Origin of the sequence: Nocardia alba NBRC 108234, assembly GCF_001612665.1 — a bacterium.
Lineage (GTDB): Bacteria > Actinomycetota > Actinomycetes > Mycobacteriales > Mycobacteriaceae > Nocardia > Nocardia alba.
The window spans coordinates 57,923-78,448 of sequence record NZ_BDAX01000019.1 but is presented as its reverse complement, the minus strand read 5'-3'; the positions used below and the strand labels follow the sequence as shown (position 1 = coordinate 78,448).

Sequence of the window (20,526 nt, the reverse complement as noted above, 5' to 3'; positions counted from 1 at the left end):
CTACACCATGGCGTCGGTGACGGGCAGCCCGAACTCGTGCGTGCCGTACATGACGTAGGCACGCTCGGGATCGTTGGCCGCGTGCACTCGTCCGGCGTGCGCGTCACGCCAGAAGCGCTGCAGCGGTGTGCCGTTGGCCAGTGCGGTGGCGCCGGAGGACTCGAAGAGCTTGTCGATCGAGGCGATCACGCGACCGGTCGAGCGCACCTGGTCGCGACGGGCGCGCACGCGCAGGTCGAACGGCACCTCCTCGCCCGCGAGCAGCAGCGCGTACTCCTCGGCGACATTGCCCGAGAGCTGACGCCACGCGGCGTCGATATCGCTGGCCGCCTCGGCGACGCGCACCTTGGCGAACGGATCGTCCTTGGCGTTCTCGCCCGCGTAGGCGGCGCGCACGCGCTTGCCCTGGTGCTCGACGTGGGCCTCGTAGGCGCCGTAGCCCATGCCGACGATCGGCGCGGAGATGGTGGTGGGGTGAATGGTGCCCCACGGCATCTTGTACACGGCGTCGGTGTTCTGCTCGAGGCCGGGCGCGCGGCCCTCGCTCATCGCGCGGAAGCTCAGGAACCGGTGCGTCGGCACGAAGACATCTTCGACGACCACGGTGTTGGAGCCGGTGCCGCGCAGGCCGACGACATTCCAGACGTCATCGATGCGGTAGTCCGAGCGCGGGATCAGGAAGCTGCCGAAGTCGACCGGCTTGCCGTTCTTGATCACCGGACCGCCGAGTACCGCCCAGGTGGCGTGATCGGAGCCGGAGGACCAGGCCCACGAGCCGCGCACGATGTAACCACCGTCGACGGCCTGTCCGGCGCCCATCGGCGCGTACGAGGACGAGATGCGCACATCGGTGTCCTCGCCCCACACGTCCTGCTGGGCCTGCTGATCGAACAGCGCGAGGTGCCAGTTGTGCACCCCGATGATGCCCGAGACCCAGCCGGTGGAACCACACGCGCTGGCGATCTTGCGCACGGTGTCGTAGAAGATCACCGGGTCGGCGGCGTGGCCGCCCCACTGCGTGGGCTGGAGCAGCCGGAAGAAACCGGTCTCCTGCAGCGCCTTCATGGATTCGTCGGGAATGCGGCGCAGGTCCTCGGCCTCCTGCGCGCGCTCACGCAGCGTCGGCAGCAGTGCCTCGACCCGTTCGGTCACTTCTTGCGTCATTTCGGAGCCCGCTCCTGCCCTTGTCGGATCGACAACCGGTTCTATTCGCTTCTGAGATTAGAACAGGTTCTCGTTTCTGTCGAGAAGATAGCCCTACCTCGGATATAACAGGAGTCAACAGAGAAGTTCGCTGGACAACTGGCGTGAAGTGGCTCAGTTTTGTAACGTGTTCTAGTGAACGAGGAGGGTTCGGGATGGCGATCAACCCCAAGGTGAGGGAACTCGATGTCGGTGCACCGCCGACGAGGTTCGCGCGCGGCTGGCACTGTGTCGGCCTGGCGTCGACCTTCCGCGACGGTAAACCGCACGCGGTGGAGATCTTCGGTACCAAGCTCGTCGTGTGGACCGATACCGACGACCAGATCCGCGTGCTCGATGCCTACTGCAGGCATATGGGCGGCGACCTGAGCATGGGCACGGTGAAGGGCGACGACATCGCCTGCCCGTTCCACGACTGGCGCTGGGGCGCCAGCGGAAAGTGCACCGCGATCCCGTACGCGCGCCGCGTTCCGCCGCTGGCCCGCACCCGGAAGTGGACCACGCTCGAGCGCAACGGTCAGCTGTTCGTCTGGCACGACCACGAGGGCAACGAACCGCCGCCGGAGGTCACGATCCCGCATATCGAGGGACCGTACACCGACGCGCAGGGCAATCCGGTCGAGACGCACGACAGCGGCTGGACCGACTGGACGTGGGACTCGTTGCTGATCGAGGGCGCCAACTGCCGCGAGATCATCGACAACGTCGTGGACATGGCGCACTTCTTCTACATCCACTACGCCTTCCCGACGTTCTTCAAGAACGTCTTCGAAGGGCATGTGGCGACGCAGTTCCTCGAGACCAAGGGCCGTCCCGACATCGGCATGGCGGCCAAGCACGGCGGTGACACGCTGCTGAAGTCGGAGGCGTCGTACTTCGGGCCGTCCTACATGATCAATCCGCTGGTGAACATCTACAGCGGGTACGAGATCAAGGTCCAGCTGATCAACTGCCACTACCCGGTCAGTCAGGATTCGTTCGTGCTGCAGTGGGGCCTGACCGTCGAGAAGCCCAAGGGCATCCCCGACGAGGCCGCCAAGAAGCTGGCCGACACGATGGCCAAGTTCTTCGGCGACGGTTTCCTGCAGGACGTGGAGATCTGGAAGCACAAGTCCAAGGTCGAGAACCCGCTGCTCTGCGAGGAGGACGGCCCCGTCTACCAGCTGCGTCGCTGGTACGAGCAGTTCTACGTCGACATCGCCGATGTGACCGAGAAGATGACCCAGCGCTTCGAGTTCGAGGTCGACACGACCAAGGCGAATCAGGCGTGGGAGGCCGAGGTGGCGGAGAACCTGCGCCGCAAGGCCGAATCCGAGGAAGCGGGCGTCTGATATGAGCCAAAGCGAGCAGCAAAGGTCCGGCGATCCGTCGCGGCTCGCTTCGGCGGAGCCGGGGTCGGGCGATTCTCCGCATCGCGCGGGGACTCGCCCGACCTGGGCCAAAGCGCCCGATTTCGCTGATCAGCCCGTACGCCGGGCGGCGGTGCGCGCACAAACCGTGGTCGACAAAGCGCACTACCTCGATAAGGGCCTGACGCCGCTGCGGTGCCAGACCTGCTCGGCCCAGGTGCTGGTGCGCAAGTCGAGCGCGCACCAGACCTCGGTGCAGTGGACCGAACGGCCCGACGCGCACTGCCCGGTCTTCGCCCAGATGACCGCGCACGGTGCGCGGCCGGGTCGACCGGAATCCTGCCCGTCACTGGAGAAGTCGATCAAATGGGCGGTCGACGAGGGCGTGCTCGAGATTCCCGACTAGTCAGCTGAACGGTGACTGCGGGCGATCCTGGCGCACGCCGTCGAGGTAGATGTCGACCTTCTCGTTGTAGAAGCACGCCAGCCCGGCCACCTTCTGGCTCTCCGGCAGCGGCGTGCGATAGATCCAGACGATATCGATGTGCTCGGTGTCGCCGACGCGCACGTTCCAGTAGTCGGCGGTGCCCTTGTAGGGGCAGCTGGTGTGGGTGTCCGACGGGGTCAGCAGATCCATCCTGACATCGGTCAGCGGCAGGTAATACCGTGCGGGCAAACCGGTTTCGAACAGGATCCGAGGCGAATGCGAGTCCGCGACGGTCACTCCGTCGATCTCCACCCGCACATGCCGGGAGCTCCCGAGAATGTCCACGCGCGAATACGGATCGCGCGGATGGACGAAGACCTGCTCGTCTTCCTCGAACCAGTCGAATGCCGCGATATCCAGCCGCACAGCGTCTTTCAGCTCCGCCAGCGGTGAGTCGAGATAGCGCAGCGCCGCACCGTCGGCGCGCAGACCCTCGACCCTCACGTCGTAACCCGTCGCGTCGCCGTGACTGGGGGAGTGCTCGGTGATCCCGTTCGGATCGAGGTCAGCACGCAAGTCGGTGAGCGGCACGTAATAGGTCGGATAGTACGGAATCTCCCAGACCAGCAACGGCCGCAGGGTATCGGCCACCAACTTCCCGCGCAGATAGACCCGCACTCGCTTCTGCCCGATCTCAACCTCGACACGCCCACGTCGGTCCTCGGTCATACACCAACGCTACCCGAACCCCAACCCCGAACCCCGACCCCTAGGGAGGGGCCGGCCGCGCAGCGGCCGGGTTCGCGGCCGTCCCGTCGATCAGGTGCCGGTGCGTAGGCGACGAAGGAGCAAGCACCGGCACCTGATCGACGGGACACAAGGGGCCGCGAACTCGAGCGCGCCAGCGCTCCGAACTCAGTCGCCGACGGTTATCGCCTGTGCTTCCTCGACGGAATGCGGGGCTGGGTCGTGGTCGTCGATGTGGGCGAGCGCGCCGCGGCCGATGTACAGGACCGCCACCGCGGCGGCGGTGAAGGCCGCGCCGAGCCAGAACGGCAGCGACATGTTGTGCTCGCCGAGTTTGCCCGCCACCCACGGCGCGGCGGCACCGCCGCCGAATCGGACGAAGCTGTAGGCCGCCGACGCGGTCGAGCGCTCGACCGGCGCCGAGATCATCACGGCCTCGGTGATCAGCGTGTTGTTCACGCCGAGGAAGGCGCCCGCGATCACGACGCCGACGATCAGCACGATCTTGTGCTCGGTGAACATCCCCATCACCGCCAGGTCGACCGCGAACAGGCCGAGCGACAGCGCCATCATCGGCAGCGAACCGAACCGCGCCTGCAGCTTCGGGGCGAGGAACACCGAGGTGAGGGCGAGCAGGATGCCCCAGCCGCAGAAGATGAAGCCGATCGCGTAGGTGCCCATGTCCAGTGGGAACGGGGTGAACGCGAGCAGGGTGAAGAAGCCGAAGTTGTAGAGCAGCGCGGTGATGCTCACGGTGAGCAAGCCCCGGTGCCGCAATGCCTTGAACGGCGCGGTGATCGAGGTCGGCTTGGTCGGCTTCGGCATCTCGGGCAGCAGCACGACGATCGCGATGAAGGCGATGGCCATCAGTACCGAAACGCCGAAGAACGGTCCACGCCAGCTGATTCCACCGAGCACGCCGCCCAGCAGCGGTCCGGTGGCGATGCCGATGCCGAGCGCGGCCTCGTAGAGAATGATCGCCTTGGCGACGCCGCCGGTGGCCGCGCCGACAATGGTGGCCAGCGCCGTCGCGATGAACAGGGCGTTGCCGAGCCCCCAGCCCGCGCGGAAGCCGATGATCTCGCCGATGCTGCCGGACATGCCCGCCAGCGCGGCGAACACGATGATGATCGCGAGCCCGGACAGCAGCGTCTTCTTGGCGCCGAAGCGACTCGAGATCACGCCGGTGACCAGCATGGCGACGCCGGTGACGGCCATGTAACTGGTGAACAGCAACGACACCTGCGACGGTGTCGCGTTCAGCTGTTCGCCGATCGGCTTGAGGATGGGATCGACGAGGCCGATGCCCATGAACGCGATAACGCTGGCGAAGGCGACGGCCCAGACAGCCTTGGGCTGGCCGGTGGGGGAGGTGGCTGCGGCAGTGTCGTCGCGAGTCAGCTGGGGGGTGCTCACTGGCGCTCCTGGTTTCATCACTGGTGACCGCGGGCAACCGCGCGAAGGGCTGTCAGCAGGTCGTTCATGTCGGTATCGAGGCGGATCAGCCGGTCGAGATCGAATTCGGCGAGTCCGGGTGCCATGGTGGCGGCGAACGCGCGCCTGGCCTCGGTGAGGCGGGTCCGGCCGGCCGGGGTGAGCTCGATGACCACTGCCCGGGAGTCGTGCGGGTCCTTGGTGCGGGTGGCGAAGCCGTCGGTGACGAGTCGACCGATCAGCGCCGTTGCCGCCGGTTGGGAACATCTGTCGATCCGGGCGAAATCACTGACCCGCAGATCACCGTGCTCGTCGAGTACGGAAAGAGCCCGCAGGACCGCGCGGGGCAGGTCGTCGTCGCTGATCGCCCCGGCCAGTCGGGTGAGCCGACCGGCGGTGACCATCAGGTCGACCACGATGTCGTCCGCGGATGGCTGCGCTGTCGGCTTCACAGGACCTAATATTACATAAGCTAATTATCTAAATCCAGTGGGGTCGGCCCGAACGCCGGTGAGACGGGGCACAACATGCCGAAAGCCCTGGCGGCGGCCAGGGCTTTCGAAGAATGTCGGCTAGGCGGCGACCGGGCGTCGTCCGGTGCCGAACAGCTCGGCGGTGGCATGGGCCCGCTTGAAGTACAGGTGGGCGTCGTGCTCCCAGGTGATGGCTATACCCCCGTGCAACTGGATGGTCTCGGCCGCCACCGTGGTGAAGGTTTCGGTGCAGTGCTTGCGGGCGACCCAGACGTCCTCCGCGGCCGACGGGCTGTCCTCGGCGACGGCCTCGGCGGCAGCCAGCGCCGCCGATTCGGCCGACTCGACCAGTACATACAGATCGGCCATCCGGTGCTTGAGCGCCTGGAAGCTGCCGATCGGGCGACCGAACTGCACGCGCGAGGCCGTGTACTCGACCGTCATCTCGAGACAGTGCCTCGCGGCCCCGACCTGCTCGGCGGCCATTGCTGCCCAAGCGATTTCGCGCAAACGGCGGCGCAGCGTCGCCGGGTCACCGGTGCCGAGGCGGGTGGCGGGGGCATCGGTGAAGCTGATGGTGGCGAGCTTGCGCGTGGGGTCGAGTGCGGGAGTCGCGGTGACGACCACGCCGGGGGCATCGGCGGTTGTCTCGAACAGTCCTTCCTCGGTCAGTACCAACAGCAGCTCGGCCTGCGCGCCGTGCAGTACGTAATGGGCTGTGCCGCTGAGCTTTCCCTCGGTCGCGCCGACACCGAGCGAATCCCAGCCGTTGGCGTCGGCCCAGCACAGCGCCGCTGTGCGCGAACCGTCGGCCAGATCGGGCAGGAGTCGAGCGCAGGCCTGTTCGTCACCGGCGAGCAGAATCGCCTGCACCCCGAGAACCGCCGATCCGAGCATCGGCACGCTGCCCAGCGCGCGTCCCAACTCGCCGACGACCATCAGCGATTCGACAAGTCCGGCGCCCGCGCCGCCCCATTGCTCCGGCACCGCGAGCGCGGCGACCCCGACCTGCTCGCAGAGCATCCGCCACAACTTCGGGTCGTAGCCGAGGTCGGTGTCCATGGCCTCGCGCAGCGTCGCGGAGGTGGCGTGCTTGCCGAGCAGCGCACGCACGGAGGTCCGGAATTCGAGCAGTTCATTCGATGACATGGGGTTCCTCGTCAAGCTCGGTGATGGGGTACGTCTCAGCTCGCCGCGTCGGCGGGTGCGGCGGCGCGCAGGGCCTCGGCGATCCGGCCCCGATGGAAATCGGCTGTGCCCCAGGCTGTTCGCAGCGCGGCGACCTTGGTCAGCCACAGCGACAGGTCGAATTCGGCGGTGTACCCGATCGCGCCGTGGACCTGAAGCCCCGCCCGTGCGGCGCGGTGGGCGGCATCGCCGCAGACCACCAGGGCGGCGGAGACATCGCGGGCGCGGTCGTTCGATTCCAGGGTGAGCGCCGCGCGGTACACCAGCGGCTCGGCCAGGTCCAACGCGATCAGCACGTCGGCGAGCTGCTGCTTCACGGCCTGGAACTCACCGATCGCGCGCCCGAACTGCTTGCGCTGCTTCGCGTAGGAGGTGGTCTGCTCGAGAATCGACCGACCCGCACCGAGGAGCTGGGCGGCACACGCGAGAACGCCGGTGTCGAAGGCGTAGTCGATGGCCGCTTCGACCTCGGGACCCTCGGCGATCAGCTCGCCGGCCGTGACGCGCACCAGCGTGCGGGCGGGGTCGATCGAGGTTGCCGCCGTTGTCGCGGGTACACCGAGGGTCAGTCGACCGTCGGCGGCGACGAGGACCGGCTCGGCGATCTCGGCGTCGAGGGCGATGCCGCGCTGCGCCTCGAAGGTGATGGTCGCGAGCGACTCGCCGCCGGCGAGCGCGGGCAACCATCGCCGCGCGGGCGCGTCGTCGGTAAGGCGTTGCAGCAGAGCGGGAATCACGGCGGCGGACTCGATGACCGGGCCGGGCGCGGCGGCGCGTCCCAGTTCGATCAGCGCGACGACGAGATCGACAGTGGACGCGTCCGCCCCGTCGTACTTCTCGTCGACGATCAAGCCGAAGACGCCCATGTCGGCGATCTGGCGCAGCAGCGCGCGTCCCCTCCCGGTGTCGCCGGCGGCCCACGCGCGCACCGCCGTCGGCACCTGTCCGGCATCGAGGATCTTGCGCAGCTCGGCGGCGAAGTCGAGCTGTTCGGTACTGAGCGCGAATCTCATCGCGGACCTCCTGTGTTCGGCAGGGCGATTCGGCCCGAATGATGGCTGGTCCCGTGTCGCGCGTTCATCGCTTGCTCTCACGGGGCAGTCCGAGGATGCGTTCGGCGATGATGTTGCGCTGGATCTCGTTGGTACCCGCGTAGATCGGGCCCGAGAGCGAGAACAGATAGCCGTCGGTCCAGGTGCTGCGCTGCTCGGCGGCCCCGCCGAGCAGGTCGAGCGCCGTCTCGTGCATCGCGATATCGAGCTCGGACCAGTACACCTTGGTGATCGACGATTCCGCGCCGAGTTGCCCGCCGTCCTGCAGACGCGTCACGGTGCCGAAAGTGTGCAGGCGATACGCCTCGGCGCCGAGCCAGGCATCCACCACCGCGTTCCGCGCGGCGGTGTCGGCGGGCTCGGTGGTCTCGGTCCACAGGTCGATGAGTCGCCGCGCGGTGGCGCTGAACCGGCCGGGGCTGCGCAGGGAGAGACCGCGTTCGTTGGACGAGGTCGCCATCGCGACCCGCCAACCCTCGTTCACCCCGCCGATCACATCGTGGTCGGGCACGAAGACATCGTCGAGGAAGATCTCGGCGAAGCCGGGTTCGCCGTCGAGCTGGGGGATCGGCCGCACGCTCACGCCCTCGGCGGTGAGCGGGAACATCACGTAGGTGAGGCCGTGGTGGCGCTGCGCCTCGGGATCGCTGCGGAACAGGCCGAACGCCCAATCGGCGAAGGACGCTCGCGAACTCCATGTCTTCTGGCCGTTGAGCAGCCAGCCGCCGTCGGTGCGGCGAGCGGTCGAGCGCAGGCTCGCCAGGTCGCTGCCCGACTCGGGTTCGGACCAGGCCTGTGCCCAGATGTCGTCACCGCGCGCCATGCGCGGCAGGATCCGTGCGAGCTGTTCGGGGGTGCCGTGCTCGAACAGCGTCGGCGCGAGCAGGAAGATGCCGTTCTGCGCGACCCGGCCCGGTGCGCCCGCGGCGTAGTACTCCTGCTCGAACAGCACCCATTCGAGAATCGACGCGTCGCGCCCGCCGAACTCGCGCGGCCACGAGACCGCCGACAGCCGGGCTTGCGCCAGCTTCGCTTCCCAGTCCCGATGCGCGGCAAAACCTTGCGCGGTATCCATCGACGGCAACGGCTCGGCCGGCACATTGGCGGCGAGGAATTCGCGCACCTCCAGCTGGAATTCCCGGGCAGCCGGGTCGATCTCGAGATCCACTTACTTCGTCCCGTTCTGTTCGGTGGCGGTGGCCTTCATCGAGCGGGCGTTCATCCCGCCGAGCGAATCGGTGCCGACCTCGGCGTTGTGCGCGTGTGCGAAATGGTGCAGCCCGAAGACCGAGTCCATGCCAGAGCGCATGCCCATCAGATCCTCGGCCTGGTTGACGGCCTTCTTGGTGAGGGCGAGCCCGAATTGCGGCATGGCGGAGATCTTCTCGGCCATGCCGAACACCTCGGCCGCGAGCTGCTCGCGTGGTACGACCCGGTTGACCATGCCCCACTCCTTGGCCTGGGCCGCCCCGAACCGGTCTCCGGTGAACAGGAACTCCTTGGCCGCGCGTGGACCCATCACCCACGGATGCGCGAAGTACTCCACACCCGGAATGCCCATCCGGACAACCGGATCGGAGAAGAACGCGTCGTCGGAGCAGACGATCAGGTCGCACACCCAGGCCAGCATCAGCCCGCCCGCGATGCACGCGCCCTGCACCATCGCCACCATCGGCTTGGGGATCTCCCGCCAGCGCCTGCACATGCCGAGGTACACCTCGGACTCGCGCGCGAACCGCTGATCACCGCCGGGGCGATCGAGGTGGTCCCACCACAGCGCGGCCTTGTTCTCGTATTCCACGTCGTGGTCACGGCCCGGGGTGCCGATATCGTGGCCCGCGCTGAAGTGTTTTCCGTTGCCCGCCAGCACGATCACCTTGACCTGGGGGTCCTCGACGGCCCGCACGAAGGCCGCGTCGAGGGCGTAGGTCATCCTCGAGTTCTGCGCGTTGCGGAAATCGGGCCGATTCATGGTGACGACGGCGACCGACCCGCGCACCTCATAGGTGACGACGTCGGTCTCGGTCTCGGAACTCACGACTTCTCCTCACGTAGCTCACGCTTGAGCACCTTGCCCGCCGCGCTGTAGGGCAGTTGGTCACGGAACTCGACAAGCCTCGGCACTTTGAAATTCGCCAATCTGCTCGCGGCGAAGGCGATGACCTCGTCGGTGGTCAGCGTGGACCCGGCCCTGCGGACCACCACGGCCTTGCCGACCTCGCCCATCCGCTCGTCGGGCACGCCGATCACGGCCGACTCGGCGACGCCGTCGAGCCTGGCCAGGGTCTGTTCGATCTCGGCGGGATACACGTTGAACCCGCCGGTGATGTACATGTCCTTGAGCCGGTCGGTGATCTTCAGATAGCCGCGCTCGTCGACGACGCCGATGTCGCCGGTGTGCAGCCAGCCGTCGGCGTCGATGGTCTCGGCGGTGGCCGCCGGATCGTCGAGGTAGCCCAGCATCACGTTGGGTCCGCGCAGTAGTACTTCACCGGCGTCGGACAGGCGCAATTCGAAGTCGGCGATCGGCCCGCCGCAGGTGTTGGCGATCGTGGCCGCGTCGTCGGAGGGGCGGCACATGGTGCCGAATCCGGCCGTCTCGGACAGGCCGTATGCGGTGATCACCACCTCGAAGGCGAGATCGTCGCGCATCCGCTCGATCAGCACCACCGGCACGGTCGCCGCGCCGGTCACCGCCACCCGCAGCGAGCTCAGGTCACGCTCGGTGCGCTGGGGATGCTCGAGGATGGTCTGGTAGATCGTGGGCGGGCCGGTGAGCACGGTGATCCGCGCGGACTCGATGAGCGCCAGCGCGGCGGGCACGTCGAAGGTGGCCTGCGGCACGATAGTGGCCCCGGTGACCAGGCACGCGAGGATGCCCGCCTTATAGCCGAAGTTGTGGAAGAACGGCGGGATCACCAGGTAGCGGTCGCCCGCGCGCAGGGTCGAGCACTCGGCCCAGGCGCGCACCACGCCCAGCGCCTGCCGGTGCGCGACGAGGGTGCCCTTGCTGCGGCCGGTGGTGCCGGAAGTGAAGAGGATGTCGGAGACGTCGTCGGGGTCCACCTGCGCCGCTCGCTCCTCGCCGACCGTCTCGGACACGTTCGCGGCCTGCGCGAGCAACTCGTCCCAGGTGATAGTCGCGGAGTCGTCCTCGCCCGATGACCCACCAGCCGCACCCTCGACCGGGATGACGACAACCGTCCCGATACCGAGTTCCGGCGCCGCCGCCGCGAGTTCGCTCGCCCGATCGCGGCCGAGGAAGGGACCGGCCACGAACAGGGCCTTCGCGTCGACGCGAGCCAGCACATCGACGGCCTCGGCGGCCACATAGCGGGTGTTCAACGGAACCAGCGCGGCCCCGGCGGAATGCGCGGCCAGGGCGGCGATCACCCAGTGATAGGTGTTCGGCGCCCACATCGCCACCCGGTCGCCGGGGGCGATGCCACGGGCGATCAGGGCGCGGGCGGCCACCCGGACCTGGTCGAGCAGCTCGGCCCAGTCCAGGCGGATCGCGCCGTCGATGAGGGCAGGCTCGTGCGGATGCGCCGCCGCGATGTGTCGCAGCGCCTGCGGAGTGGTTTGGGCAGGGGTTGTCACGGGGTCCTCACCGTTGTGCGGTTCGCTGTTCTTCCGAAGCAGCTAACAAAGCAAGTGCTTGGTAGGTTATCCTACCGAGGTGGGCGTGATCCAGACCTCAGATTCCGATACCGCGACTTCCGACGCGGAGTTTCGCGCGGAAATACGCGATTGGCTGGCCGAAAACCTCTCGGGCGAGTTCGCTGACCTGCGCGGCACCGGCGGACCCGGCCGCGAGCACGAATTCTTCGACGAGCGGTTGGCCTGGGACCGCCACCTCGCCGCGGCGGGCTGGACCTGCCTCGGCTGGCCCATCGAATACGGCGGGCGCGGCGCCAGCGTGCGTCAGCAGGTGATCTTCCATGAGGAATACGCCAAGGCCGACGCGCCCGCGCGGGTCTCGCACGTGGGCGAGGAACTGCTCGGCCCCACCGTGCTCGCCTTCGGCACCGACGAGCAGAAGAAGCGTTTCCTGCCGGGCGTGCGCTCGGTCGGCGAACTGTGGTGTCAGGGCTATTCCGAGCCCGGCGCCGGTTCCGACCTGGCCGCCGTCGCGACCACCGCGCGCCTGGACGGCGACAAGTGGGTGATCAACGGCCAGAAGATCTGGACCTCGCTCGCCCACGTCGCCGACTGGTGCTTCGTCATCGCCCGCACCGAGCGCGGCTCTAGCCGTCACAAGGGCCTGTCCTATCTGCTGGTTCCGATGAACCAGCCCGGCATCGAAGTGCGCCCGATCGAACAGCTCACCGGCACCTCCGAATTCAACGAGGTCTTCTTCGACGATGCCGTCACCGACGCGGACCTGGTGGTCGGCGCGCCGGGCGACGGGTGGCGAATCGCGATGGGCACGCTCACCTTCGAGCGCGGCATCTCCACCCTCGGTCAGCAGATCCGGTTCGCGCGCGAACTCTCCGACATCGAGGACCTGGCGCGCCGCACCGGCGCCGCCGACGACCCGCTGATCGCCGATCGCCTCGATCGCGCCTGGGTGGGACTACGGGTTTTGCGCGCGCACGCGCTGCGCACCATGAGCGAGGACCACGACGACGCGGGCGGCGCCTCGGTGTCGAAGTTGTTGTGGGCCAACTGGCATCGCGACCTCGGCGAACTGGCGATGGCCGTCCAGGGCGCGATGGGCCTGATCACCGGCCCAGACGACATGACCGCATGGCAGCGGCTGTATCTGTTCAGCCGCGCCGACACGATCTATGGAGGTTCGAACGAAGTGCAGCGCAACATCATCGCCGAGCGTGTGCTCGGTCTCCCGCGAGAGGCACGCCCGTGACCGATCAGACCTATTCGGGTGCGGGCAAGTCCCTGTCGGTCGCGCCCGCCTCGATCCCCGGACACGGCTTGCTCGCGGGCCGGACGGCGGTGATCACCGCCGCGGCGGGCACCGGCATCGGCTCGGCCACCGCGCGCAGGCTGCTCGAGGAGGGCGCCGATGTGGTCGTCTCCGATTGGCACGAGCGCCGGTTGACCGAGACCGCCGAGCTGCTGGCCAAGGAGTTCCCCGAGCGCCGGGTGGGCGCGGTGGTCTGCGATGTCCGCGATACCGCGCAGGTGAATCAGCTGCTCGCCGACGCCGCCGCCGAACTCGGCCGGATCGACATCATGGTCAACAACGCGGGTCTCGGCGGTGAGACCCCGGTGGTCGATATGACCGACGAGCAGTGGGACCAGGTGCTCGACATCACCCTCACCGGCACCTTCCGCTGCACTCGTGCGGCTCTCGGTTACTTCCGTGGCGCGGGCCACGGGGGCGTGATCGTCAACAACGCCTCCGTCCTCGGCTGGCGCGCCCAGCACGGCCAGGCGCACTACGCCGCGGCCAAGGCGGGGGTGATGGCGCTCACCCGGTGCAGCGCGGTCGAAGCCGCCGAATTCGGCGTGCGGATCAACGCCGTCGCGCCGAGCATCGCCAGGCACCCGTTCCTGGACAAGGTGAGCTCGACCGAGCTGCTCGACTCGCTCAGCGAGCGCGAGGCCTTCGGTCGCGCCGCCGAGCCGTGGGAAGTCGCGGCGACGATCGCCATGCTGGCCAGCGATTACACCTCGTACCTGACCGGCGAGGTTGTCTCGGTGAGCAGCCAGCGCGCATGATCGTGGTGGCGAGCTCGGCCGAACCAAGCAATTGCTTGGTTGTACGATGACGGGTGTGACCGCTCCCGACACCGTCAAACGCACCCGCCGCGCCGAACTCCTCGACCTCGCCGCCGATCTGTTCGCCGAACGTGGACTGCGTGCCACCACGGTGCGCGATATCGCCGACTCGGCGGGCATCCTCTCGGGCAGTCTCTACCACCACTTCGACTCCAAGGAATCGATGGTCGACGAGATCCTGCGCGGATTCCTCGACGACCTGTTCGGCCGCTACCGCGAGATCGCGGGCGCGGGCCTGAGCGCGCGAGACACCCTGGAGTCCCTGGTGACCGCGTCCTACGAGTCGTTCGACCGCCATCACGCCGCCGTCGCGATCTACCAGGCCGAGGCCAAGAACCTCCGCGATGTCGAGCGCTTCGGCTACATCCGCGACTTCAACACCGAGTTCCGTGACCTGTGGCACCGTGTGCTCGCCGCGGGCGTGGCCGACGGCAGCTTCCGGCCCGAACTCGACGTGGAACTGGCCTTCCGCTTCCTGCGCGACACCGTGTGGGTCGCGGTCCGCTGGTACACCCCCGGTGGCCCGATCACCGTCCAAACCCTTGCCCAGCAATATCTCACCATCGTGCTCGACGGGCTGACCCTGCCCGGGAGCACCGCGAAATAGGAGTTCCATCATGACCGCATCCGCCGAGCGCCGCCCCTACGCCCCGTTGCGGGAGGCCTATGTGATCGATGCGGTGCGTACCGCGGTCGGCAAGCGCGGTGGCGCGCTGGCGCAGGTCCATCCCGCCGATCTCGGCGCGGCCGCGCTGCGTGGGCTCGTCGAGCGCACCGGTATCGACCCGGCGGTCGTCGACGACGTGATCGTCGGCTGTGTCGACAACGTCGGCCCGCAGGCAGGCAACATCGGCCGCACCATGTGGCTGGTCGCGGGATACCCCGAGGAGGTCCCCGGCGTCACGGTCGACCGGCAGTGCGGTTCCAGCCAGCAGGCGATCAACTTCGGCGCGCAGGCCATCATGAGCGGCACCGCCGAGATCATCGTGGCCGGCGGCGTGCAGAACATGAGCTCCATCCCGATCGGCGCCGCCATGATCGCGGCCAAGCCGTACGGCTTCGAGTCCTCGTTCATCGGCGCGAAGGGCTGGGACTCGCGCTACGGCACCGGTGAGGTCTCCCAGTTCAAGGGCGCCGAGCTGATCGCCGAGAAGTGGGGCATCAGCCGCGAGGACATGGAGCACTGGGCGCTGCAGAGCCATCAGCGCGCCAAGACCGCCATCACCGAGGGCCGCTTCGACAACGAGATCGTGCCGGTCGGCGAATTCACCGTCGACCAGGGCCCGCGCGAGACCAGCCTGGAGAAGATGGCGAGCCTGCAGCCGCTGTCGGAGGGCAGCCCGCTCACCGCGGCCGTCGCCAGCCAGATCTCCGACGGCGCCAGCGCCACGCTGCTCGCCTCGGAATGGGCGGTCAAGGAATACGGTCTCACTCCGCGGGCCCGCATCCACCACGTCAGCGCGCGCGGCGCCGACCCGATCTTCATGCTCAGCGCGCCGATCCCGGCCACCCAGTGGGCGCTGGAGAAGACCGGCCTGACCATCGACGACATCGACGTGATCGAGATCAACGAGGCCTTCGCCCCGGTGGTGCTGGCCTGGATCAAGGAGATCGGCGCCGATCCGGCGAAGGTGAACGTCAACGGTGGGGCCATCGCGCTCGGCCACCCGCTCGGCGCGACCGGCGCCAAGCTGTTCGCCACGCTGCTCAACGAGCTCGAGCGGGTGAACGGCCGCTACGGCCTGCTCACCATCTGCGAGGGCGGCGGCACGGCCAACGTCACGATCATCGAGCGTCTGGACGCCGACAAGAAGTAGGTCCTCGGTACGAAGTGGTGGTCCTCGGCGGGTTTCGCCGGGGACCACTCTTCGTTCATCACCATGTCCCAGCGCTGCGGCGTATCGGGCACGGCCGGTCCGGGTGGCGGCAATTCGTCCCACCTATGATGGCCTGGTGAAGGTGCTCGGCGCATGCCCGCTCGACTGCCCCGACGCGTGCTCGTGGGTGGTGACCGTCGAGGACGGGGTCGCCACGGGTCTCCGAGGAAACAGGGAACATCCGGTCACGCGCGGCGCGCTGTGCGTGAAGGTGAACCGGTATCTCGAGCAGGTCGGCGCGCCGGGCAGGCTCCGGTATCCGATGCGCCGGGTCGGACCGAAGGGGTCGGGGAAGTTCGAGCGGATCAGCTGGGACGATGCGCTCGACGAGATCGCCACCCGGGTCACCGGCATCATCGACGAATTCGGCGGTGAGGCGGTCTGGCCGTTCCACGGCACCGGCAGCCTGGGCTATATCCAAGGGCTGGAAGGGTTTCCGGGGCGCCGGATGTTCAACCTGCTCGGCGCCTCGCATCATCGGCCGACCATCTGCTCGGTCGCGGGCACCGCGGGCCTTCGCTACACCCTCGGCACCTCCGGCGGCATGGACCCCGAGGACTTCGCGAAGTCGAAGCTGATCCTGCTGTGGGGCACCAATCCGCTCAGTTCCGGCCACCACCTGTGGAAGTTCATCCAGGACAGCGGCGCCTACCTGGTCTCCATCGACCCTGTCCGCACCAAGACCTCCGAGCGCTGCGACGAACACCTCGCCCCGTTGCCCGGCACCGACGCGGCGCTGGCTCTCGGGTTGCTGCACGTGGTGGTGTCGCTGGGCGCGCAGGACACCGAGTTCATCGCCGAGCACACCGAGGGCTGGCCCGAATTCCGGGACCGTATCGAGGAATACACCCCCGAACGTGTCGCCGCGATCACTGGGCTGCCCGAGGAGCGGATCGTCGCGCTCGGGGAGCGGATCGCCCGCACCAGGCCGACCGCCATCCGCGCCTCGCAAGGTATGCAACGCCACGCGGGCGGCGGTATGGCGCTGCGTGTGCTCGCCTGCCTGCCCGGAGTCACCGGTGACTGGGCGATACCCGGTGGGGGACTGCATTATTCGACGAGTGGGCACTTCCGCCTCGACGGTGCCGCACTGCGTCGCGATGATCTACTGCCGCACCCGGTCCGCACCCTGTCGATGACCCGGCTCGGCGAAGCCCTGCTCGAGACCGATGGTCCGCCGGTCAAGGCGCTGTTCGTGATCGGGGCGAACCCGGTCGGCTCGAATCCCGATCAGCGTCGGGTGATCGAGGGCCTGTCGCGCGAGGACCTGTTCACCGTGGTCCTCGAGCACTTCGGGACCGACACTGTCGACTACGCCGACATCGTCCTGCCCGCCACGATGCAGCCCGAACACCTCGACGTGCTCGCGGGCTACGGGCACCTCTATCTGATCTGGAACGAACCGGCCGTCGAACCGCCCGGCGAATGCCTTTCCACCACAGAGACTTTCCGTCGACTCGCGCGCCGCTTCGGTCTCACCGAGCCCGCGCTCTACGACTCCGACGAGGAACTGGCCAGGCAACTGCTCAAAGGCCATGACCTCGAACGCCTCAGGGCCGACGGATTCCTGAAAGTGCAGGCGGGCCCGGTTCCAGCGGGGAAACTCCAGTTCGTCTCCGCCAGAGCCGAACTGGCCGGTCACGATGCCTTTCCTACCTACACCCCGCCGGCCGACCCCGGCGACGGACTGGTGCTGATCTCCGCCGCTTCGCACTACTTCCTGAACACCACCTTCGGCTCCAACCCCGAATTGCGCCGCCGTGCGGGCGAATCCACCGTCACCCTGCACCCCGACGACGCCGCCACCCGCGGGATCACCGACGGCACCCCAGTCCTGGTGTCCAACGCGCGTGGGTCGTTCGAGGCCGTGGCCGAGGTGTCGGACCGGGTCCGCCCTGGCGTCGCGGGCACGACGAAGGGTCGCTGGGCCAAATTCACCAACGGCGCCACGGTCAATGCCACGATCGCCGAACGGGATTCGGACTACGGCGGTGGCGCGGTGTTCCACGACAACCGCGTCGAGATACGTCCCCGCTGATCCGCTCAGAACTCGACGGCGTCACGGATCAGCGGGCAGGTCATGCAGTGTCCGCCGCCGCGCCCGCGCCCGAGTTCGGCGCCGACGATGGTGATCACCTCGACGCCTTCCTTGCGCAGGGCCGCGTTGGTGTGGGTGTTGCGGTCGTAGGCGAACACGACGCCGGGTTCGACCGCGACCAGGTTGTTGCCGCTGTCCCACTGCTGACGTTCATTGGCGTAGAAGCCGCCGCCCGTCTCCACCACCCGCAGCTTCGGCAGGTTCAGCGCGGCGGCCACCACGTCGAGGAACGGCGCGGTCTCCTCGATCACCTCGACCCCGGGTGCGCGGTCGCTCGGCCGCAGGGAGAACGGGTGGATGCCGTAGACGATGTCGGGATACACCGTCACCAGGTCGCGGTCGGCGAAGGTGAACACGGTGTCGAGGTGCATCGCCGAGCGCAGCTTCGGCATCCCCGCCACGATCACCCGCTCGGCGGCGCCCGCCGCGAACAGCGACGCGGCGACCTGGGTGATCGCCTGGCGCGAGGTCCGTTCGCTCATCCCGACCAGGACCACCCCGTTGCCGACCGGCATCACGTCGCCGCCCTCGAAAGTGGCCAGCCCCCAGTCCTGTTCGGGGTCGCCCCACCAGACCTTCGCGTCGGTGAAATCGGGGTGGAAGGCGTAGATCGCGGCCATCAGCAGCGTCTCGTCGTGCCGGGCGGGCCAGTACAGCGGATTGAGGGTGACGCCGCCGTAGAGCCAACACGTGGTGTCGCGGGTGTAGAGGGTGTTCGGCAGCGGCGGCATCAGGTACTCGCGGACCCCGGTCTGCTCGCGCGCCAGCGCCAGGTAGCCGGAACGGAAGTCGGCGGGCAGGTCGGCGGTCGCGAATCCGCCGATGAGGTAGGTCGCCAGGGTACGCGCGTCCAGCGAGTCCAGGTAGGCCCTGGTGTCGTCGATCAGCCCGAGCCCGACTTCGTTGGCGACGATCTTGCGGTCGAGAATCCAGGCTTTCGCGCCGGGCACGGCGAGGGTCTCGGCGAGCAGATTGTGGAGTTCGATCACCTCGACGCCGCGGTCGCGCATCTTCGTCATGAAGTCGAAGTGGTCGCGTTTGGCGTTCTGCACCCACAGCACGTCGTCGAAGAGCAGGTCGTCGCAGTTGGTCGGCGTGAGCCGCTCGTGGGCCAGGCCGGGCGCGCACACCAGCACTTTGCGCAGCGTGCCGACTTCGGAGTGGACGCCGAACGCGGTGGTTCCGGTCATTTTCTGCTCCTCGAGAGATCGGGCGGACTCAAATCGAGATGGCGCCGGTCGCCAGACCGACGATGCCGACAACGGCGCCGAGGGCGACCACGGCGAACATGACCGCCTCCCAGGGCGAGAAGATCCGCTTGCCCGCCTCCCGGCGGGTCAGGGCGAACAGGATGGTGCCGGGCGCGTAGATGATGCATGACAGCAGCAGGAATTCGAGACCGGCCGCGACCAGCATGAACGCGGTGTAGAAGGTGGCGACGAAGGCGATGGCGAACTCTTTGACCCGATTGTCGGGCTGGATTCGCTCGTAGGTCTCCCTGGTGTAGGCGAGTTTGAGCGCGTAGGCGGCGGCCAGCAGGTACGGCACCAGCGACAGCGAGCTGCACAGTTTGAGGGTGAAGGTGAACGCGTCGTCGGAGAACAGCGTCGTGATCAGCACGATCTGGATCAGCACGGTGGTGAAGATCAGTGCTACCACCGGTACGTTCGCGCCGTTGACCCGGGCCAGGAACGACGGCATGTCCCGGTCCTTCGCCGCCACGAACAACACCTCAGCGGCCATCAGCGTCCAGGCCAGGTAGGCACCGAGGACCGAGATGATCAGTCCGATGCTGATGAACCAGGCGCCCCAGGTGCCGACCGCGGATTCGAAGACCGGCGACATCGACGGCTGCTGCGCCACGGCGAGTTCGTCGCGCGGCATGATGCCGAACGACACCATGGTCACCGAGGCGAAAATAGCCAGCACGCTGAGGAATCCGAGCACGGTGGCGCGACCGATGTCCTCGCGTTTGCGCGCGTAGCGCGAGTACACGCTGGCGCCCTCGATGCCGAGGAACACGAAGACCGTCACCAACATGGTCGAACGCACCTGTTCGACCAGCGATTCGGAATACGCGTCGCCGCCCCAGAAATTGTCCGCGAAGACACCGGGGTCGAAGAAGAACAGCAGCACCACGATGAACACCAGGATCGGCACCAGCTTGGCCACGGTGACGATCTGGTTGATGGTGGCGGCTTCCTGCACTCCGCGCAGCACCATGAAGTGGAACGCCCAGATGCACACCGTCGACAGCAGCACCGCCGCGATGGTGTTGCCCTCGCCGAAGATGGGCAGTACCTGCCCGAGGGTGGACTTGATCAGCACCCAGTAGCTGACATTGCCGACACAGGCGCTGGCCCAATAACCGAACGCCGAGAAGAATCCGAGGTACTCACCGAAGCCCGCCTTCGCGTAGGCGTAGACACCGGCGTCGAGGTCCGGTTTGCGCACGGCCAGCGTCTGGAACACGAACGCCAGCATCAGCATTCCGGTGCCGGCGATCGTCCAGGCGATGATCGCGCCGAATCCGCCGGTGGCCTGGCCGAAGTTGCGCGGGAGCGAGAAGACGCCCGCGCCGACCATGGACCCGACCACCATCGCCGACAGGGTCAGCAACGGCATTTTCTTGGTCGCGGTTTGTTCCGAGGCTGTCATCGCGCTACTCCTCCGGCTCGGTGCTGGCGATGGGTCGGACGCGGGCCGAGGATGCGACGGCAGTGTTGGCAACCATCTCGCATATCGGCGTCGGCGAGGCCCGGAACTGCCGTTGGAACTCGGCGTCCACGCGACCTCCCGCTGCGATATCGATGTCCGGCTAACTTTAGGCGAACGGACACCGTCGGTAGCGGCTTCGAAGGCGTGTCGCGACCACGAGACGCGCTGAGCCGAAAACAACACTGGACCCGGTGCGCACTGTGTGAGTGCGGCAC

The 20,526-nt window shown here is 67.7% G+C and carries 18 protein-coding genes; 7 read left to right on the top strand and 11 right to left on the bottom strand.

From position 1 onward, the window contains the following. Positions 1-1,164 (bottom strand): 3-hydroxy-9,10-secoandrosta-1,3,5(10)-triene-9,17-dione monooxygenase oxygenase subunit, encoded by a 1,164-nt coding sequence (gene hsaA, locus NA12_RS21310; protein WP_067454092.1) that lies wholly within the window; start codon positions 1,162-1,164, stop codon positions 1-3. Between the two features lie 194 nt (positions 1,165-1,358). Between hsaA and NA12_RS21305 the strand changes: the two genes are divergently transcribed. Together NA12_RS21305 and NA12_RS21300 are read left to right on the top strand one after the other, a co-directional pair. After that, positions 1,359-2,534, top strand: a complete 1,176-nt coding sequence (locus NA12_RS21305; RefSeq protein WP_067454090.1) for a 3-ketosteroid-9-alpha-monooxygenase, oxygenase component — start codon at positions 1,359-1,361, stop codon at positions 2,532-2,534. A 151-nt stretch (positions 2,535-2,685) separates the two neighbouring features. Next, entirely contained in the window at positions 2,686-2,958 is a 273-nt protein-coding gene (locus NA12_RS21300; protein ID WP_067454088.1) for a hypothetical protein, read from the top strand. Here the strand turns inward: NA12_RS21300 and NA12_RS21295 are convergent, their stop codons facing one another. The 8 genes from NA12_RS21295 to NA12_RS21260 form a co-directional block, all read right to left on the bottom strand. Then, positions 2,959-3,708, bottom strand: a complete 750-nt coding sequence (locus NA12_RS21295; RefSeq protein ID WP_067454087.1) for a DUF427 domain-containing protein — start codon at positions 3,706-3,708, stop codon at positions 2,959-2,961. It lies immediately after the preceding gene. 186 nt (positions 3,709-3,894) lie between these two features. Then, positions 3,895-5,160 (bottom strand): MFS transporter, encoded by a 1,266-nt coding sequence (locus NA12_RS21290; protein ID WP_067454085.1) that lies wholly within the window; start codon positions 5,158-5,160, stop codon positions 3,895-3,897. Next, positions 5,160-5,612 carry a MarR family winged helix-turn-helix transcriptional regulator gene (locus tag NA12_RS21285; RefSeq protein ID WP_084472975.1) on the bottom strand — a complete coding sequence of 151 codons (453 nt, stop codon included), beginning with the start codon at positions 5,610-5,612 and terminating at the stop codon, positions 5,160-5,162. Before NA12_RS21285 ends, NA12_RS21290 begins: the two co-directional genes overlap by 1 nt. Before the next feature lie 120 nt (positions 5,613-5,732). Continuing rightward, positions 5,733-6,782, bottom strand: a complete 1,050-nt coding sequence (locus NA12_RS21280; RefSeq protein WP_067454082.1) for an acyl-CoA dehydrogenase family protein — start codon at positions 6,780-6,782, stop codon at positions 5,733-5,735. Positions 6,783-6,817: 35 nt separating this feature from the next. Beyond that, entirely contained in the window at positions 6,818-7,834 is a 1,017-nt protein-coding gene (locus NA12_RS21275; RefSeq protein ID WP_067454078.1) for an acyl-CoA dehydrogenase family protein, read from the bottom strand. A gap of 64 nt (positions 7,835-7,898) precedes the next feature. Continuing rightward, positions 7,899-9,041 (bottom strand): acyl-CoA dehydrogenase family protein, encoded by a 1,143-nt coding sequence (locus tag NA12_RS21270; protein WP_067454075.1) that lies wholly within the window; start codon positions 9,039-9,041, stop codon positions 7,899-7,901. After that, positions 9,042-9,911, bottom strand: a complete 870-nt coding sequence (locus NA12_RS21265; protein ID WP_067454072.1) for an enoyl-CoA hydratase — start codon at positions 9,909-9,911, stop codon at positions 9,042-9,044. Next, positions 9,908-11,473, bottom strand: a complete 1,566-nt coding sequence (locus tag NA12_RS21260; RefSeq protein WP_067454068.1) for a FadD3 family acyl-CoA ligase — start codon at positions 11,471-11,473, stop codon at positions 9,908-9,910. The genes NA12_RS21265 and NA12_RS21260 overlap by 4 nt, the downstream gene beginning before the upstream one ends. 79 nt (positions 11,474-11,552) lie before the next feature. On the opposite strand from NA12_RS21260, the gene NA12_RS21255 reads away from it, so the two are divergent. The 5 genes from NA12_RS21255 to NA12_RS21235 all read left to right on the top strand — a co-directional run bounded on the left by NA12_RS21255 (position 11,553) and on the right by NA12_RS21235 (position 17,533). After that, entirely contained in the window at positions 11,553-12,740 is a 1,188-nt protein-coding gene (locus tag NA12_RS21255) for an acyl-CoA dehydrogenase family protein (RefSeq protein WP_084472974.1), read from the top strand. Continuing rightward, positions 12,737-13,558, top strand: a complete 822-nt coding sequence (locus NA12_RS21250) for an SDR family oxidoreductase (RefSeq protein ID WP_243654808.1) — start codon at positions 12,737-12,739, stop codon at positions 13,556-13,558. Before NA12_RS21255 ends, NA12_RS21250 begins: the two co-directional genes overlap by 4 nt. A 46-nt stretch (positions 13,559-13,604) precedes the next feature. After that, on the top strand, positions 13,605-14,225 hold the full coding sequence (locus NA12_RS21245) for a TetR/AcrR family transcriptional regulator (protein ID WP_132369755.1): 621 nt from the start codon (positions 13,605-13,607) through the stop codon (positions 14,223-14,225). 46 nt (positions 14,226-14,271) lie between these two features. Next, positions 14,272-15,435, top strand: a complete 1,164-nt coding sequence (locus NA12_RS21240) for an acetyl-CoA C-acetyltransferase (protein WP_067454630.1) — start codon at positions 14,272-14,274, stop codon at positions 15,433-15,435. 136 nt (positions 15,436-15,571) lie between these two features. Then, complete coding sequence (locus NA12_RS21235; RefSeq protein ID WP_067454065.1) at positions 15,572-17,533, top strand: molybdopterin-containing oxidoreductase family protein; 1,962 nt, start codon at positions 15,572-15,574, stop codon at positions 17,531-17,533. 5 nt (positions 17,534-17,538) lie between these two features. Here NA12_RS21235 and NA12_RS21230 read toward each other — a convergent pair whose 3' ends face one another. Together NA12_RS21230 and NA12_RS21225 are read right to left on the bottom strand one after the other, a co-directional pair. Continuing rightward, entirely contained in the window at positions 17,539-18,783 is a 1,245-nt protein-coding gene (locus tag NA12_RS21230; protein ID WP_067454062.1) for an arginine deiminase, read from the bottom strand. A 28-nt stretch (positions 18,784-18,811) separates the two neighbouring features. Beyond that, a complete protein-coding gene (locus tag NA12_RS21225) occupies positions 18,812-20,251 on the bottom strand; it encodes a basic amino acid/polyamine antiporter (protein ID WP_067454060.1) in 1,440 nt (479 codons plus the stop codon). Between the last annotated feature and the right edge of the window lie 275 nt (positions 20,252-20,526).

Coding starts and splice junctions, on each gene's coding strand:
- hsaA (WP_067454092.1), bottom strand. CDS start 1,164: ATGACGCAAGAAGTGACCGAACGGGTCGAGGCACTGCTGCCGACGCTG.
- NA12_RS21305 (WP_067454090.1), top strand. CDS start 1,359: ATGGCGATCAACCCCAAGGTGAGGGAACTCGATGTCGGTGCACCGCCG.
- NA12_RS21295 (WP_067454087.1), bottom strand. CDS start 3,708: ATGACCGAGGACCGACGTGGGCGTGTCGAGGTTGAGATCGGGCAGAAG.
- NA12_RS21290 (WP_067454085.1), bottom strand. CDS start 5,160: ATGAAACCAGGAGCGCCAGTGAGCACCCCCCAGCTGACTCGCGACGAC.
- NA12_RS21280 (WP_067454082.1), bottom strand. CDS start 6,782: ATGTCATCGAATGAACTGCTCGAATTCCGGACCTCCGTGCGTGCGCTG.
- NA12_RS21275 (WP_067454078.1), bottom strand. CDS start 7,834: ATGAGATTCGCGCTCAGTACCGAACAGCTCGACTTCGCCGCCGAGCTG.
- NA12_RS21245 (WP_132369755.1), top strand. CDS start 13,605: ATGACGGGTGTGACCGCTCCCGACACCGTCAAACGCACCCGCCGCGCC.
- NA12_RS21230 (WP_067454062.1), bottom strand. CDS start 18,783: ATGACCGGAACCACCGCGTTCGGCGTCCACTCCGAAGTCGGCACGCTG.
- NA12_RS21225 (WP_067454060.1), bottom strand. CDS start 20,251: ATGACAGCCTCGGAACAAACCGCGACCAAGAAAATGCCGTTGCTGACC.